This is a genomic window from Candidatus Acidiferrales bacterium (assembly GCA_035934015.1).
Lineage (GTDB): Bacteria > Acidobacteriota > Terriglobia > Acidiferrales > UBA7541 > DAHUXN01.
The window spans coordinates 197056-211164 of the sequence record DASYYH010000006.1 but is presented as its reverse complement, the minus strand read 5'-3'; the positions used below and the strand labels follow the sequence as shown (position 1 = coordinate 211164).

General features: G+C 57.1%; 14 protein-coding genes. All 14 read right to left on the bottom strand.

The annotated features are described in order from the left end of the window. Positions 1 to 12 precede the first annotated feature (12 nt). The 14 genes from VGR81_03350 to VGR81_03285 all read right to left on the bottom strand — a co-directional run bounded on the left by VGR81_03350 (position 13) and on the right by VGR81_03285 (position 14091). Positions 13 to 2247 (bottom strand): bifunctional (p)ppGpp synthetase/guanosine-3',5'-bis(diphosphate) 3'-pyrophosphohydrolase, encoded by a 2235-nt coding sequence (locus VGR81_03350; protein HEV2287969.1) that lies wholly within the window; start codon positions 2245 to 2247, stop codon positions 13 to 15. 152 nt (positions 2248 to 2399) lie between these two features. Beyond that, positions 2400 to 3236, bottom strand: coding sequence for a hypothetical protein (locus tag VGR81_03345; GenBank protein HEV2287968.1), 837 nt, complete (start codon positions 3234 to 3236; stop codon positions 2400 to 2402). Positions 3237 to 3342: 106 nt separating this feature from the next. After that, on the bottom strand, positions 3343 to 3771 hold the full coding sequence (locus VGR81_03340; GenBank protein ID HEV2287967.1) for a biopolymer transporter ExbD: 429 nt from the start codon (positions 3769 to 3771) through the stop codon (positions 3343 to 3345). A gap of 12 nt (positions 3772 to 3783) precedes the next feature. Continuing rightward, positions 3784 to 4254, bottom strand: a complete 471-nt coding sequence (locus tag VGR81_03335; GenBank protein HEV2287966.1) for a biopolymer transporter ExbD — start codon at positions 4252 to 4254, stop codon at positions 3784 to 3786. A 3-nt stretch (positions 4255 to 4257) separates the two neighbouring features. Further along, entirely contained in the window at positions 4258 to 4986 is a 729-nt protein-coding gene (locus VGR81_03330; protein ID HEV2287965.1) for a MotA/TolQ/ExbB proton channel family protein, read from the bottom strand. A 132-nt stretch (positions 4987 to 5118) separates the two neighbouring features. After that, complete coding sequence (locus VGR81_03325; GenBank protein HEV2287964.1) at positions 5119 to 5841, bottom strand: energy transducer TonB; 723 nt, start codon at positions 5839 to 5841, stop codon at positions 5119 to 5121. A gap of 2 nt (positions 5842 to 5843) precedes the next feature. Further along, on the bottom strand, positions 5844 to 7082 hold the full coding sequence (gene secF, locus VGR81_03320; protein ID HEV2287963.1) for a protein translocase subunit SecF: 1239 nt from the start codon (positions 7080 to 7082) through the stop codon (positions 5844 to 5846). Positions 7083 to 7255: 173 nt separating this feature from the next. Continuing rightward, positions 7256 to 8875, bottom strand: a complete 1620-nt coding sequence (gene secD / locus VGR81_03315) for a protein translocase subunit SecD (GenBank protein ID HEV2287962.1) — start codon at positions 8873 to 8875, stop codon at positions 7256 to 7258. Between the two features lie 9 nt (positions 8876 to 8884). Continuing rightward, entirely contained in the window at positions 8885 to 9205 is a 321-nt protein-coding gene (gene yajC / locus VGR81_03310) for a preprotein translocase subunit YajC (GenBank protein HEV2287961.1), read from the bottom strand. A 144-nt stretch (positions 9206 to 9349) separates the two neighbouring features. Next, positions 9350 to 10489 (bottom strand): tRNA guanosine(34) transglycosylase Tgt, encoded by a 1140-nt coding sequence (gene tgt, locus VGR81_03305; protein HEV2287960.1) that lies wholly within the window; start codon positions 10487 to 10489, stop codon positions 9350 to 9352. 13 nt (positions 10490 to 10502) lie between these two features. After that, a complete protein-coding gene (locus VGR81_03300) occupies positions 10503 to 11240 on the bottom strand; it encodes a YIP1 family protein (GenBank protein HEV2287959.1) in 738 nt (245 codons plus the stop codon). Between the two features lie 144 nt (positions 11241 to 11384). Continuing rightward, positions 11385 to 12218, bottom strand: a complete 834-nt coding sequence (locus VGR81_03295; protein HEV2287958.1) for an ATP-binding cassette domain-containing protein — start codon at positions 12216 to 12218, stop codon at positions 11385 to 11387. Then, positions 12215 to 13078, bottom strand: coding sequence for a methyltransferase domain-containing protein (locus VGR81_03290; GenBank protein ID HEV2287957.1), 864 nt, complete (start codon positions 13076 to 13078; stop codon positions 12215 to 12217). Before VGR81_03290 ends, VGR81_03295 begins: the two co-directional genes overlap by 4 nt. Next, complete coding sequence (locus tag VGR81_03285) at positions 13075 to 14091, bottom strand: ABC transporter ATP-binding protein (GenBank protein HEV2287956.1); 1017 nt, start codon at positions 14089 to 14091, stop codon at positions 13075 to 13077. Before VGR81_03285 ends, VGR81_03290 begins: the two co-directional genes overlap by 4 nt. Positions 14092 to 14109 lie beyond the last annotated feature (18 nt).

Genomic DNA, 14109 nt, shown 5'->3' with positions numbered 1-14109 from the left:
ACGGGTAGGGCTTCAGACGTTATAAACACGCTCGATATCGAAAATGCCCGGAGTTTTCTTGATTTGCAAAAGGATTTTTTCAAGTTGTTTGCGGTCGCGCACATCGAGAGCAATTTCGATGCGCGCGTGCAAATGCTCTCCGACACTTTCGAGGGTGCGAATATTGGCGTCCGCGACGCTGATCGCCGCCGTGATTTCGGCGAGCATGCCGGGACGATCTTCGGTCAGAATACGCAAACGAACAGGAAAAGTCGATTCCGTGGGGCCGGCCCATTCTGCTGCGATGCGACGCTCGGTTTCGTAGAGCAGATTTTTGACGTTGGGGCAAGAAGTGGAATGAACAGCGACGCCGCGGCCGCGCGTAACGTAGCCGACGATATCATCGCCGGGAATCGGATTGCAGCACTTGGCGCGATAGACCATCAAATCGTCATGGCCGCGCACTTGAATCGGCGCGTTTTGCATGCCGAGCATGCGCTTGACCGTAGAGACGAGTTTCGGTGGCTTTTCCTCGGCAGCAGGCTCGGCGAGCGTCTGTCCGGCAGCCTTGGCAAGAACCTGACGCGCCGACCATTTGCCATAACCCAGATCGGCGTAAAGATCTTCGATCTGACCGCAGCCGTATTCCGTGGCCACACGCTGCCAATCGGCGTCGGAGATTTTTTTCAGGCTGAGGCCGCTGTTGCGTGCTTCCCGTTCGAGCAGGCGACGGCCGACGGAAGTGGCCTCGTCGCGTTCGTGGAGATTGATCCAGTGGCGAATCTTACTGCGGGCGCGGGAGGTCTGGACGAATTTCAGCCAGTCGCGGCTGGGGCCGTGGCCCTTCTGCGTCAGAATTTCGACGACATCACCATTGGCAAGCACGTGGCGCAAGGGAACGATTTGACTGTTCACTTTGGCACCGACGCATTGATCGCCGACTTCCGTGTGAATCGAATAGGCGAAATCGACGGGAGTTGAGCCGCGGCTGAGGACGACCACCCGACCCTTCGGAGAAAAGGTGTAAACTTCCTCGGGATATAGATCGACCTTCAGAGTAGCGAGGAATTCGCTGGGCTCCTCCATCTCCTGAACCCATTCGATCAACTGGCGCATCCAGACGATACGCTGGTCGTCGCGCTGACCTTCCTTGTGGCCTTCCCGCGAATCGGCGCCGGAGGCGGCGTGGCCGTCCTTGTATTTCCAATGCGCGGCGACGCCCTGTTCAGCGATGCGGTGCATTTCCTGCGTGCGGATTTGGATTTCGAATGGCTGGCCGGCGTGAATCACTGTTGTGTGAAGCGACTGATAGAGATTGGGCCGCGGCATGGCAATGTAATCCTTGAAACGGCCGGGAACGGGACGCCAAATCTGATGCACGACGCCAAGCGCGGCGTAGCAATTCTTTACCGTATCCGTGATGACGCGGACAGCCATGAGGTCGTAGATCTGATCGATGGAGCGCTGCTGGCGCTGAATTTTCTGATGCAACGAATGGAGGCCTTTGGTGCGGCCTTCGACCTCGGCAGGGATGCCGCTCTCCACCATTTTTTTGCGAATGGCATCCTGAACTTCTTGGAGAAATTTTTCCTGGATTTTGCTTTTGGTAGCGACTTTCTTCTGCAGCTCGAAATACGCGGTGGGCTCGAGGTAGCGGAAGGCGAGATCTTCCAATTCTCCGCGCATCAAACCCATGCCTAGGCGATTGGCGACAGGCGCGTAAATGTCGAGCGTTTCGCGAGCGATGCGCTCCTGCCGTTCGGGAGCGAGATATTCAAGCGTGCGCATGTTGTGAAGGCGATCGGCGAGCTTGACAAGAATCACGCGAACGTCGTTGACCATCGCCAGGAGCATTTTGCGGACGTTTTCGGCCTGGCGCGCCTCCGGCCCCAGAAGGTCGATACGGCTGATTTTAGTGGCCCCTTCGACGACGCGGCCGACCTCCGCACCAAACATTTCCGTGATTTGCTCGATGGGGATTTTGGTGTCTTCGACGATGTCGTGGAGAAGAGCGGCGCACAGCGTGGTGACGTCGAGCTTCATATCCGCCAGAATGTTGGCGACGGCGAGGGGATGAGAAAGATAGAGCTCGCCAGATTCGCGGCGCTGGAGGCGATGCTGCTCAGCAGCGAAATCGTAGGCGCGGCGAAGGAGATCGAGGTCGTCGCCTGAACGGTTGCGGCGGACCTTATCCATCAGCTCAACAAAGCGGAGGTCCAAAACGCGCTGAGCGGAGGGATTGGGCGAAGGCTTGGTATCCGGACTCATGCAATTTCCATTGTACGCTCGAATAACGATTGTTTCATGGGCTGTGCCACAAGAAAGCATCGGCCGCCAAGAACACAAGGGTCATGAAAGGAAAAAATCGGCTGACGAGAAGCTCGCCAGCCGGTCTGGATTTCAAGAGGAATGCAGCAGCGCTACTGAGATGACTGATCGCTGGAAGGAGCGGTCATCTTCCGTTGATTGATCTCCTTGACCTTTTCCAAGAGGTCATCCGCCTGTTTTTCGTCAGCCTCGCGGGCATCCTGAGTTGTTTCCATGTCTGCTTTTTGACGCAGAAGAAGATTCAGGTAGGCCATGGCGTCAGAATAATCAGACTTGAGCTGCATGGCTTTGTTGAGGCTGTCAATGCCTTCGGTGACCGTCTGGCCTTCCTGTTGGACGAGCTGGTCGCGGACGGCCGGAGGCAAGGGATCGATTTCCTTAATCGGCTTCTTGGCCTTCAAGTTGTAATCGGAACGCAACTGAGCATTGGCGCGGAACACGATCCAATAATCCAGGACGCCGACCCAATAATAGGGCGTTGAATCATTGGGATTGATTTGCATGACCTTCTGCTGATAGGACTTGGCCTGCTCCATCATGTCCCGATTGAATGGCGTGCTGCCCATGTTGTAGTACATGGAGCCAATGCCGGCAAGGGCCGTCGTATTGTCAGGATTGTTGTCGAGAACTTCTTTCCAAACGGCAATGGCCTGCTGACCATTGCGTTTATTTTCCGCAGAAGGAGCGCCGGGTATGTACTGCTGGGCATAGGCCTGAGCGAGATACAATTTGGCGTTTAAGAGCGTGGGATCAAGTTCGGTCGATTCCTTGAAGTCTTCCACCGCCTGATCGAACTGTGCGTTCTTGTAAGCTTCAACGCCCTTATTGAGATCGTCGCGAGCTTTCAGCTTGGCGCACCCGGATGTCCCCAGCACGAGAGCCGAACTGAGCACCAAAAGGGCCGCGCCGCGCGCGGATTTGCGTTCCATCCCCGTCTCCTTGAATATCCCGGGCCTGATTGAATCAGGCGCCGGGCCGGAAGTTGAACTCTGCGTTTGAGCGCAAGAAAATGGCGAAACCAGTCTGCAGAGAAAGCTACTGGCCCGCCTCCATCTTTGCGGTGATCAAACCAACATCTGTAATGCCCGCGCCCTTCATGATATCGATGGCGCGAGCCACGTCATTGAAGGATGTATCGTCATCGCCTTTGATAAAGGCAACCTTTTCGGCGCGAATCTTGAAAATATCGTTCAGCCTGGGGCCCAGATCCGACCAGGTCGCGGGGTCCTGATTGATTTTGATTTCGCCGGTGGCGCTGATCAGCACGACGACCGTCCTAGGGTCCGGGGGCTGGGGCTTTTGATTTTTCGGCGGAGGCTGCGGAACGAGCGCGTTCATGCCGGTCGGCGTGGTGGGCGTGATGGCCATGAAAATAATGATCAGCACGAGCAAGACGTCAATCAGCGGAACGATATTGGGCTCGGACATCGAGCCGCCTTTTTCTCCTCCAACTGAAATACCCATGGAAAAATCCTCCTACGGAGTGCCTGGATTCGTCGTCTGCTCTCCGAGGGGAGGAGGTGGCGGTCCAGCACTTTCGTCCTTCAATGTGAGCAAGCCGATGTTGTCGACGCCGGCGTCGCGAACGTCATCGACAACTTTCTTGACGTCGCCGTACTTGGCGCTCGCGTCGGCACGAATGAAAACAGTCTTGTCGAGCTTGTCGGCGATCTTGTCCTTGACCTGATCCGTGATCTGATCGCCGCTGATTTCCTGGTTGCCCATGTACAGATGGCCGTCGCGCGTCACGGCGATGAGTACTGCGTCATCGCGGTCTGCCGCCGGCATATTCTCCCAGTTGCGAGAATGGGCCATGTCGACGGTGACGCCCTTCTGCAACATAGGCGTCACGACCATCATGATGATGAGCAGAACAAGCATGATGTCGGCCATGGGGATGACGTTTGGCGCCGCCATCGTCGCGCCGACCTTGGGTTTATACGCCATGACTTACTTCTTTCCGCCTCGGCGAGTGATGAAGTAGTTGACCAATTCCATCGAGGAGTTGTCCATCTCGACGTCGAAGGCTTCGACTTTGTTGGTGAAATAATTGTACATCCACACGGCAGGCACGGCGACGAGCAAGCCGAGAGCGGTGGTGACCAAGGCTTCCGCGATACCACCGGCGACGGCCGACAAACCGCTGGCGTGCGCAGCCGAAATGCCCTTGAACGCGTTGATGATGCCCATGACGGTGCCAAATAAGCCGACGAAAGGAGCGGTTGCGCCGATGGTGGCAAGGCCGGAAAGGCCGCGCTTCATTTCCGCGTGAACGATGGCAACGGAGCGTTCGAGGCCGCGCTTGGCTGCTTCGATGACTTCTTCGTCAGCGACCTGCGCCGAAGCGGCCTGGAACTCAGAAAGACCCGTAGCCACAACCTTGGCGATGTGGCTCTTCTTGTTGCGCTCGGCAATGGAGATGGCTTCGTCGAGCTTATTATCCTTGAGAGCGCCGGCAACCTGCTGCACAAAAACGCGAGACTGCTTGCGCGCCGCGCTATACATCAACCAGCGGTCAATCATAATGCCGACCGACCAGGCAGACATGATGAACAGAATGCAGACCACAGCCTTCGCCGGCAAACCCATGGTGTGCCACATGCTGCGAAGATCCCAGCCCACCGCCCCGCTGCTTTCCTGGAACAAGAGCAAAGCAGCGCACAATAGATTCGAAAGCATGACGTTGATTCCTCCTCGATAATCGAAACAGCGTTTTTTTCGGCAGTGAGTAGGACTGCCTTTGAGCCCCCAAAATTACATTCGAATTCCCCGGAACTGCTCCGGCAAAGCCGGCCCCGGACTATCCCCAACCTATTGCTGATCCAAATTGAAAATAACCGTAATCTCCGTATCGACAGCAACCGCCTGTCCGTTCAACATCGTGGGCCGGTAGCGCCACTGCTTCACCGCAGCCACCGCAGCCGGAATCAACAGCGGCGAGCCGGACAGGGGCGTCAGCTGCTCCACAGTGCCGTCTTTCGAGATGATGGCGTGCAGAACAACGTTGCCTTGAACATGGGCCATTTTCGCGATTTGTGGGTAAGCCGGCATAATCTGGCGAAGAAGGTTGGCCTGTTGCACGTCTCCGCCAACTTTAATGATGCTGGGTGGTTTCGGCGGCGGCGGCAATGCGCCCGGCGCGCCACCAATAATTCCTCCCAGAACTCCACCCGCAGAGCCGCCCGGAACGCCGCCGAGAACGCCTCCAGTCACGCCGCTAACATCAGGCTGGGGCTGCTCTTTTACCATTTGAATTTTTTTCGGAATGACGGTCGGAGCCTGCAGCCTGCCATTTTGAATGAGCTTGGGCATTTGCTTCACGACGACCTTAACGGCGGGAGGAGGAGGAGGGGGGGGCGGAGGAGGCGCAACCAGGAACGTTGACATCAACGCCTTGGGCAGCGCGCTTGTGTAGATCAGCGGGATCAAAATCAGAACGCCGAGAATCAGCGCCTGGACTCCCGCGGAGAGCCACACGCTCCAGACCTTGTTGGTTTTTTTCTTGTTCGTCGATTCGACGAGTTCATCGAACATGATTATCTCCTTGCCTCAGCCAGACGCCTCTCCGCACGTTTGTCCGCCGAAGAAGCGACCGGAGCCGTGACGCCCTGGCCACGCCATTTATTCCAAATCACAACTATGGGAGCCGCAATGCCAAAACTGGAATACGTACCTACCACAACTCCGACAACCATGGCAAAAGAGAAACTGCGGAGAACCTGGCCGCCAAAGACGAAGAGGAGAAAAACAGTGAGGAAAGTGAGGCCGCTAGTGAGAATCGTACGCGAAAGAGTCTGATTAATGGAACGGTTGATGATTACGGACAGCTTCTCGCGCCGCATCAAACGCAAATTCTCGCGAACGCGGTCAAAGATGACGATCGTGTCGTTCATGGAATAGCCAACCAGCGTCAGCAGCGCGGCGATAACCGTCAGGGAAATTTCAAATTTGTTGTAGAAGAGACAAAAGAAGCCGAGCGTGATGAGGACGTCGTGGAAAACGGCGATGACCGCCGCCGCGCCATAAATCCACTCGAAGCGGATAGCCACATAAATCAACATGCCGGCGAGAGCATAGAGCGTCGCCAGAATGGCCTGTCGCCGCAACTGCGCGCCAACCGTGGGACCAACGACTTGCGATTCCGTGATGCTGAAGCGGTTCAACGAATAGCCAGACTTCAGGGCATCGATCACAGCAGGCGTGACGCCCGAGACGTTACTCAATTCAGAAAAATCGGCGACGATGCCACCATGATTCTTATCGCGCGCATCAATCAAGGCCTGGGCCACTTGCGTATAACGATCGCCCGCCGCGGTTCCGAGAACCAAAGGATCGCGCCGCGTGAGGTAGTTCGCGAGATCCGTAGTCACAACGGAATTGAAATCCGGATTGGAACTCGAAGGCGCGCCAAAATTCTTTTCCAGAGCCGAGACGATGGTCGCCTTTGCAGCATTGAGAGCGTCCTCGCCTTCGCTTCCCTGCTCGACGCGAATCATCACGTCGTTCTTGGAATTCGCATTGGAAATGTCGCTGCTGCTGGTGACTTCATTGTTCTTCAGCCCAGCGGCATCGAGCGCAGCGCGAATCTGGCTTATGGGAGGAGCCGAGGAAAAACGTACGATCACCATCGCACCGCCCTTGAAATCGATCCCATAATGCAGGCCGTTGTGCATGAAAGCGGCGACGCCGCCAATGATCAACAGGCACGCGGAAAGGGTAGCGAAATACTTGGCCTTCCCCATCCAGTCAATATTCGGTGCGTGAAAAAATTCCATCGTCTAGTCTTATCCTTACTGAGTTAGACACCACCCAAGAGTTGAATGTTCCCGAAACGGAATCGCCACCCCGGCAGTTTCCGAAATCTAAGGAACGCCCAAAAATTCTAGGACCGAGTACCAAAACCTACTGTCGTTGCTGCCTACCATTACACATATACGCTTATCCGTAGCTAAATGCTGAGCTCGGCTTCGCGACCCATGCGGGACAAATGCCAATCAAAAATGACCCGCGACACATACACCGACGTGAAAAGATTGGCCAAAAGACCGATAGTCAGCGTGATGGCAAACCCTTTCACTGGGCCCGTCCCAAACAAGAAGAGAAAGGCGGCCGAGACCAGCGTGGTGATGTGCGTATCAATGATGGTCAAAAAGGCCTTGTCGAAACCAATGTCCACGGCAGACGGATTGGCTTTGCCATTGCGCAATTCTTCGCGAATACGCTCGAAAACGAGCACGTTGGAATCGACGCCCATGCCAATTGTCAAAACCACGCCGGCAATGCCAGGCAGAGTAAGCGTTGCACCGGAAATAGCCATGAACGCAATCAGAATAATGAGGTTGAGCAACAGGGCCACCACCGCATTGATGCCGCTCAGCCGGTAATAAACCATTAGAAAGATCCAAACGGCGATAAGGCTGGCAATGGAAGCCTGGACGCCTTCGCGAATGGAGTCGGCGCCAAGCGAAGGGCCGATCGTGCGCTCTTCGATGTATTTGATTGAGGCAGGCAGTGCACCGGCATTGAGAATCAGGCTCAGGTCCTTGGCGGAATCTTGCGTGAAATTGCCTTCAATCTCGCCCTGGTCATCAATGCGGCCATTAATCACGGGCGCGCTCTGAACTTGATTGTCCAGAACGACAGCCATGCGATGGCCTATGTTTGAGCCAGTGAATGGGCCAAAACGCTTCGCAGCCGCGGTAGAAACCGAAAAATGGACTTCGTAGAAACCAGGCTGTTGCGGATTCGGACCAGGGTTGGCGTCGCGCAGATCCGCGCCGGTGATAATCGGAGCACGACTCAACAACCACCAGACTTGCCCTCCAGACTGATCTCCAGTTGCCGACGTCCCCGGAAGCAACTGGCTGTCCTGAGGCAAAACACCGCTATGTGCGGCCAAAGCAGCCGCCTCGGAAGGATACGCATTGTCATCGAGAACGAGCTGAAACTTCAATTGACCGCCAGCCTGAATAACCTGCTTGGCGCGAGTGGGATCTCCTTCGCCGGGCAGTTCGACGAGAATTTCGTCCTGGCCACGGCCGGTGGGAGCGACGTTGGGTTCCTTCAAGCCGAGCCCGGTGATGCGGCGGCGAATCGTGTCGAGCGATTGATCCATGGTCCGCTGCTCAATGTCAGAGACAACTGTTGGTTTCATGGTCAGGAGGAAGCCGCTTTGCTCGCCGGGAGCAGGGCCGACGCCGAAATCGGGAAACTGATCTTGCACGAGAGACTGAAATGCGCCGGTCTGAGAGGGAGTTACGTTTTTGACCAGAATCTGCGTGTTGCTCAGGCGGTCGACTTCACCAACGGTGATGTTTTGCTTATGGAGCTGATCGATCAGTTCGTCGTGGGTCTGATCGCAATGCGTGCCGATGGCTTCCTGAACTTGCACCTGTAAGACAAGGTGGCTGCCGCCGCGAAGGTCGAGGCCGAGCTGCATGCGGCTGGAAAAATTGTCAACAAGCTGGCTCCAAGAGGTCGGAAACGAGGGCAGGCCGAAAAGGCCATAAAAACAGATCAAGACAACGATCAGAATGAAAATTGCCTTCCATTTGAGGTTCTGATTCATTGCGGGCCGCTAATTCTCCTTAGCTTCGGGCTGGAGCCCGGCAATCGCGTTGCGAGCGACGCGAATCTTCACCTGCTCTGCGATGCGCAGCTGCACCGATTCGTTGTCGAGGCCGACAACGGTTCCGTAAATGCCGCCATTGGTGATGACCTTGTCGCCATTCTTGAGCGCCGCAATCATAGCCGCGAGCTTCTTCTGGCGGCGCTGCGCAGGCATAATCATCAGGACATACAGTATGACGAGGATCAGAATGAATGGCAGGAAGGCGATGAGTCCGTTGGCGGACTGCTGCGCGACAAGCGACAAATCGACCGTGGGGCCGTGCAACATCTATTCCTTGCTCCTGGCGCTGATGAACAGCGAAAAAACCACCACCGGCTGGAAGCTGGATTCCCAGCGAATCTCCAGCAGGCGAATTTACAGATAAATTATCCGCAGAACTCTGCTCCTTCTGACTGGCGATAAACCGCCCGCTTACGCTCCCGATTCGGACACAGTGTGTTCGAGGCGTGCCTGAAGGTCAGAACAGAATCCTCGGAGGTTCCCAAAACGGATAGACTTGCGGATTTCAGCCATGATGTCAAGGTAAAAGTACACGTTGTGGAGGGTGCTCAGCGTAGCGCCGAGAATCTCATTCGAGAGGCAGAGATGGCGCAAATAGGCGCGCGAATAGCGGCGGCACGTGGGGCATTTGCAATCGGAGTCGATCGGACGAGGATCCTTTGCGTAACGGGCGTTTTTGATGAGCAGGCGTCCTTGCCATGTGAAGAGGCAGCCGTGGCGAGCGCTGCGCGTGGGGAGAACGCAATCCATCATGTCGATACCGCGAGCGACATAGTCGGCGATTTGCTCGGGGCGGCCAACGCCCATCAGGTAGCGCGGCTTGGCGACGGGAAGGCACGCGGCGACTGCGGCGGACATTTCACACGTGATTTCGTGCGCTTCGCCGACCGCGAGGCCACCGATGGCGTAGCCGGGAAAATCAAGTGCGACCATTGTATCGGCGCAAGAACGGCGAAGATGTTCGAACGCCCCGCCCTGCACGATGCCGAACATCATTTGACGCCGCGGATCGCCATGCTGGGCGAAGGAATCGATGGACCGCCGGGCCCATGCGAGCGTGCGCTCGGCAGCGGCAGCCGTCCGGGTTTCGTCCGATGAGGATTCGATGCACTCGTCAAGAACCATAATGATGTCCGAACCGAGCGCTGATTGGATCTCGATGGCGCGTTCGGGCGACAAGAAATGTTCGGACCCATCGATGTGCGAGCGGAACGTGACGCCGTCGTCGGTGACTTTTCGCAGGGCGGAGAGGCTGAAGACCTGATAGCCGCCGGAATCGGTGAGAATCGGATGCGGCCAGGACATGAATTCATGCAGGCCGCCCATTTCGCGGATGAGTTCGGCGCCGGGACGAAGATAGAGATGGTAGGTATTGGCGAGAATGATCTGCGCGCCGAGCGCTTCGAGCGACTCCTGTGTTAGGCCCTTGACCGTCCCGAGCGTGCCGACCGGCATGAAGGCCGGCGTTTCAATCACGCCGTGCGGCGTTTCCAGACGGCCCAGGCGCGCGCCGGTCGGGTCCGTCTGCAGAACTTCAAAACGAAAAGACATGCAGACGAGTGTATCAGGAGAACGCGGCCGCCAGACCAACCTTGATAACGACGTAAATGAGCCAGAGCATCACAATCCAGGTCAGTCCTTTGCTCATTGATATCTTTCTGGGCCGGGCGACGGAAAAACCAAGCGCCATCAAGGCCATCATCCAGAAGCTGAAAAGATCAATCGAACCGCCCAGAGATACTAACCACCTCGGCGCGTCATTCGACAATACCGCGCCAAGATTTGAGGCCACAAGATTCTGTACGTCGATCTGATCGGGGGATTTCAAATACATGATCAGAATGCCTAGGAGAAAAACGATAACCGACGGCATATAGGCGTGAGTAACGATACCAAAGGAGGTTTTGAAGTCGACCCCGGCACCGCCCGTCGCATTAAAGGCGCCCATCAAAATTCCAGCGATGACAAGGCAGGCGATCGGGAAAATGATTATGTTGGCCGCGTAAGCAAAGATCGGAGTAACCTTTGCCTGTCGATTAATGATGTCAGCCCGCTGGTCGGGAGGCAGTTGCTCCATACGCCGCTGCGCTGAACTACTTTGTGAAATCTGCTTTTGAATCACGTTGCCCCACCCGACTCTCTGGCCAATCACGTACGTCGTCGCCAGCGCGAAGATGATTACGACGAGCAGTGGCGCGAGCCAGCTAGGTTTGCGGGCAATGTCTTCGAACGTTGGGCGAGGGTTCACGATCGCGCCGATGATTCTTCCGATGGCACTGATTGGCTTCGGGGCATCCGGCACAGCCGCTGTCGTCGCTGGCATTGAATCCTCCACGGCGGAGTTTTACCGCCCGCTTGCGTTTTCCTCTACGGTTTCTACGTTCATCCGGGACAAAAGTTTCTTGCGGCGGAGTCTAGCGCAGAATCTTCTTGACGAATAGACAATTCAAGAGGGCAGGCGAGGGACGGCGGCGAGCAGTGTTTTCGTGTAGGCGTGCTCCGGGGAACCGAGGACACGAGCCGCAGGACCGGTTTCGACGAATCGTCCCGCTTGCATGACGGCGACGCGCGAGGCTAGCAGCGCAACAACGGGCAGATTGTGGGAAATGAGCAGAAGAGTGAGAGAAAATTCGCGCTGGAGACGTTCGAGCAGCTCCAGGATTTGCGCACCGATGGAAACGTCAAGAGACGAGACAGGTTCGTCGGCGACGACCAGATCGGGCCTTAAGATGAGCGCGCGGGCAATGCCAATGCGCTGGCGCTGCCCGCCGGAAAATTCATGCGGATAACGCGGTAGAACATCCACTCCAAGGCCTACGGTTCCAAGCGCCTCGATGATTTTCATGCGACGTTCTTCACGCGAAAGTTGCGGCTCGTGAATTTCGAGCGGTTCGCCAACAGTGGCCTCCACGCGCATCCGCGGGTCGAGTGAAGCCATGGGATCCTGAAACACGATTTGCATGCGGCGGCGTATTTTGCGCATTTGGACGCCGCTCGCTGCGAGCCAATTTTCGCCGGCAAAACGAATTTCGCCGGAGTCTGGCTCGATGAGGCGAAGAAGCATGCGGGCGAGTGTCGTCTTGCCGCAGCCGGACTCACCGACAATGCCGAATGTCTCGCCGCGCGTAATAGCAAGGCTGACATCCTCGACCGCATGTGTGCCGTGATGAGAATCTTGCCAGGCGACGCCAGATAAGGGGAATGCTTTCCGCAGATGGCGTGCTTCGAGGAGCGGCGCGCCATTGGGCGTCACAGATGAAGCCTCGGCGCCTGAGCTCACTGTCTCCGGCCAACGATGAACGCGGCTGTATGGTGCAGCTCGATGTCCGGACGCGAATCGCCAGCCGCGGATGGATGTGTAGGTGAGCCGAGCAGGAATTTTGCGTGGAGACCGGCCGTGTCGCCGGAAATCGAAGCTTCGAGCAAACGGCGAGTTTGCTCGAAAGCCTCATCGCCGCGCTTCCAGCCCGCTGTGTGCATCCATTGGTCAAACGAGCGTGGATGGTCTTCGATTTCGCACGCTGCTACGGCAAAGCCGCAGGAGGTCAAGAGACTCTTGAACTCACTGACGGGCAAGGCGCGCGTATGCGAGGCGTCGCGTGCGATTTCGATGTCGTTGCACGCTTTTGCGTGCACAGTATTCTCAGAAACGACCATATCAAGCAGGCCAAATTTTCCACCGCGCTTCAGGACGCGCGCGATTTCGCGAACAGCAGCGAAAGGATCGGGGAGATGATGAATGCTGTAACTGGTGATCACGATGTCGAATGTTTCCTCGTGAAACGGCATTTGCAGAGCGTTGCCGCGCGCGGCCGAAAAATTTCCGATGTGGTTCGCGGAGGCATCGTCGCGCGCGCGAGCGAGCATGGCGGGCGTGAGATCGAGTCCGCCGATCCAGCGAACCTGCCGCGCAAAAATGCGCGCGAGCGTTCCCGGGCCGCAGGCAACGTCGAGTGCGCGTTCGCTCCCGGCAGGATCGATGAGGCGAAGCAGATGTTCGGCTTCAGCGCCGCGCTCGGCAAGCGCAAAATCGGCGAAGACGCCCGCGGTGCGCGTGAAGCGGTCGCGCACGAGGTCCATTTGCTTTTGTTCGTCGAGCTGCGACGAATTCTGCTGACCGGGACCGCGATGCGTGGTCATTGGACGAGGATACAACGCGCGCAGTGGTTCGGCAAAGCCTCTCGCAAATCAGGCACAGCGGCATCGCATTCCGTTCGATGATATTCGCAGCGGGGCGCAAAGGCGCAGCCGGGAGGAAGTGCATCGAGGCGCGGAACAGTGCCGGGAATGGCTACAACTTTGCGCCCTTCGAGACGCGGCGCGGCGCGAAGAAGGCCTTTGGTGTAGGGATGCCGCGGGGCGGTCAGAACATCATTCGCAGGCCCGCTTTCGACGATGCGGCCTGCGTACATCACGGCAATACGGTCGGCGATTTGGCTAACCACGCCGAGGTCATGCGTGATGAAAAGCAACGTGAGATGCAACTCCTGGCGTAGTTGTTGAAGCAGCTCGAGAATCTGCTTTTGTACAGTGACATCGAGCGCCGTCGTCGGCTCATCGGCAATAAGCAACCGCGGACGCATCGAAAGCGCCATGGCGATCATGGATCGCTGGCGCAGCCCGCCGGAGAGCTGATGCGGAAACTGCCTGGCGCGCCGTTCCGGCTCGGGAACAGCAGCGCGTTCGAGCGCTTCGATCGAGCGGCGGCGAATTTCCGCGGCGGTGAGCGAGGGCTCGTGGGCGCGGATGGCTTCTTCGATTTGCGCGCCGATGCGCATCACGGGATCCAGCGCCGTCATCGGCTCCTGAAAAATCATGGCGATTTGCCGGCCGCGGAGAATGCACATTCCTTCCGGAGGAAGGACCGCAAGGTTGACCCGTGCAGTCATGCCGTCGCGACTCACTTCGAACCAGGCGCAGCCATTGTGGCGAGCGCCATGCGGGTCGAGGCCCATCAGCCCCAGAGAAAGCATCGTCTTGCCGCAACCGGATTCGCCGACGAGGCCGAGAGCTTCGCCCTCCTCAAGGCGCAGGGAGACTTCATTTACAGGGCGGACCCAGCCCTGCGGCGTGGGCAGTTCGACGGTGAAATTTTCGAGTTCGAGCAACGTGGACACGAGACTTATGATAATCGTATGTTCCGGGCTCGGCACGAGTTTCGGCTCACGAAT

Excerpts from the sequence above, each read along its gene's own strand:
- VGR81_03290 (HEV2287957.1), bottom strand. The coding sequence starts at position 13,078 with ATGACCACGCATCGCGGTCCCGGTCAGCAGAATTCGTCGCAGCTCGAC.
- VGR81_03335 (HEV2287966.1), bottom strand. The coding sequence starts at position 4,254 with ATGGCGTATAAACCCAAGGTCGGCGCGACGATGGCGGCGCCAAACGTC.
- secD (HEV2287962.1), bottom strand. The coding sequence starts at position 8,875 with ATGAATCAGAACCTCAAATGGAAGGCAATTTTCATTCTGATCGTTGTC.
- secF (HEV2287963.1), bottom strand. The coding sequence starts at position 7,082 with ATGGAATTTTTTCACGCACCGAATATTGACTGGATGGGGAAGGCCAAG.
- tgt (HEV2287960.1), bottom strand. The coding sequence starts at position 10,489 with ATGTCTTTTCGTTTTGAAGTTCTGCAGACGGACCCGACCGGCGCGCGC.
- VGR81_03345 (HEV2287968.1), bottom strand. The coding sequence starts at position 3,236 with ATGGAACGCAAATCCGCGCGCGGCGCGGCCCTTTTGGTGCTCAGTTCG.
- VGR81_03340 (HEV2287967.1), bottom strand. The coding sequence starts at position 3,771 with ATGGGTATTTCAGTTGGAGGAGAAAAAGGCGGCTCGATGTCCGAGCCC.
- VGR81_03350 (HEV2287969.1), bottom strand. The coding sequence starts at position 2,247 with ATGAGTCCGGATACCAAGCCTTCGCCCAATCCCTCCGCTCAGCGCGTT.
- VGR81_03325 (HEV2287964.1), bottom strand. The coding sequence starts at position 5,841 with ATGTTCGATGAACTCGTCGAATCGACGAACAAGAAAAAAACCAACAAG.
- VGR81_03330 (HEV2287965.1), bottom strand. The coding sequence starts at position 4,986 with ATGCTTTCGAATCTATTGTGCGCTGCTTTGCTCTTGTTCCAGGAAAGC.
- yajC (HEV2287961.1), bottom strand. The coding sequence starts at position 9,205 with ATGTTGCACGGCCCCACGGTCGATTTGTCGCTTGTCGCGCAGCAGTCC.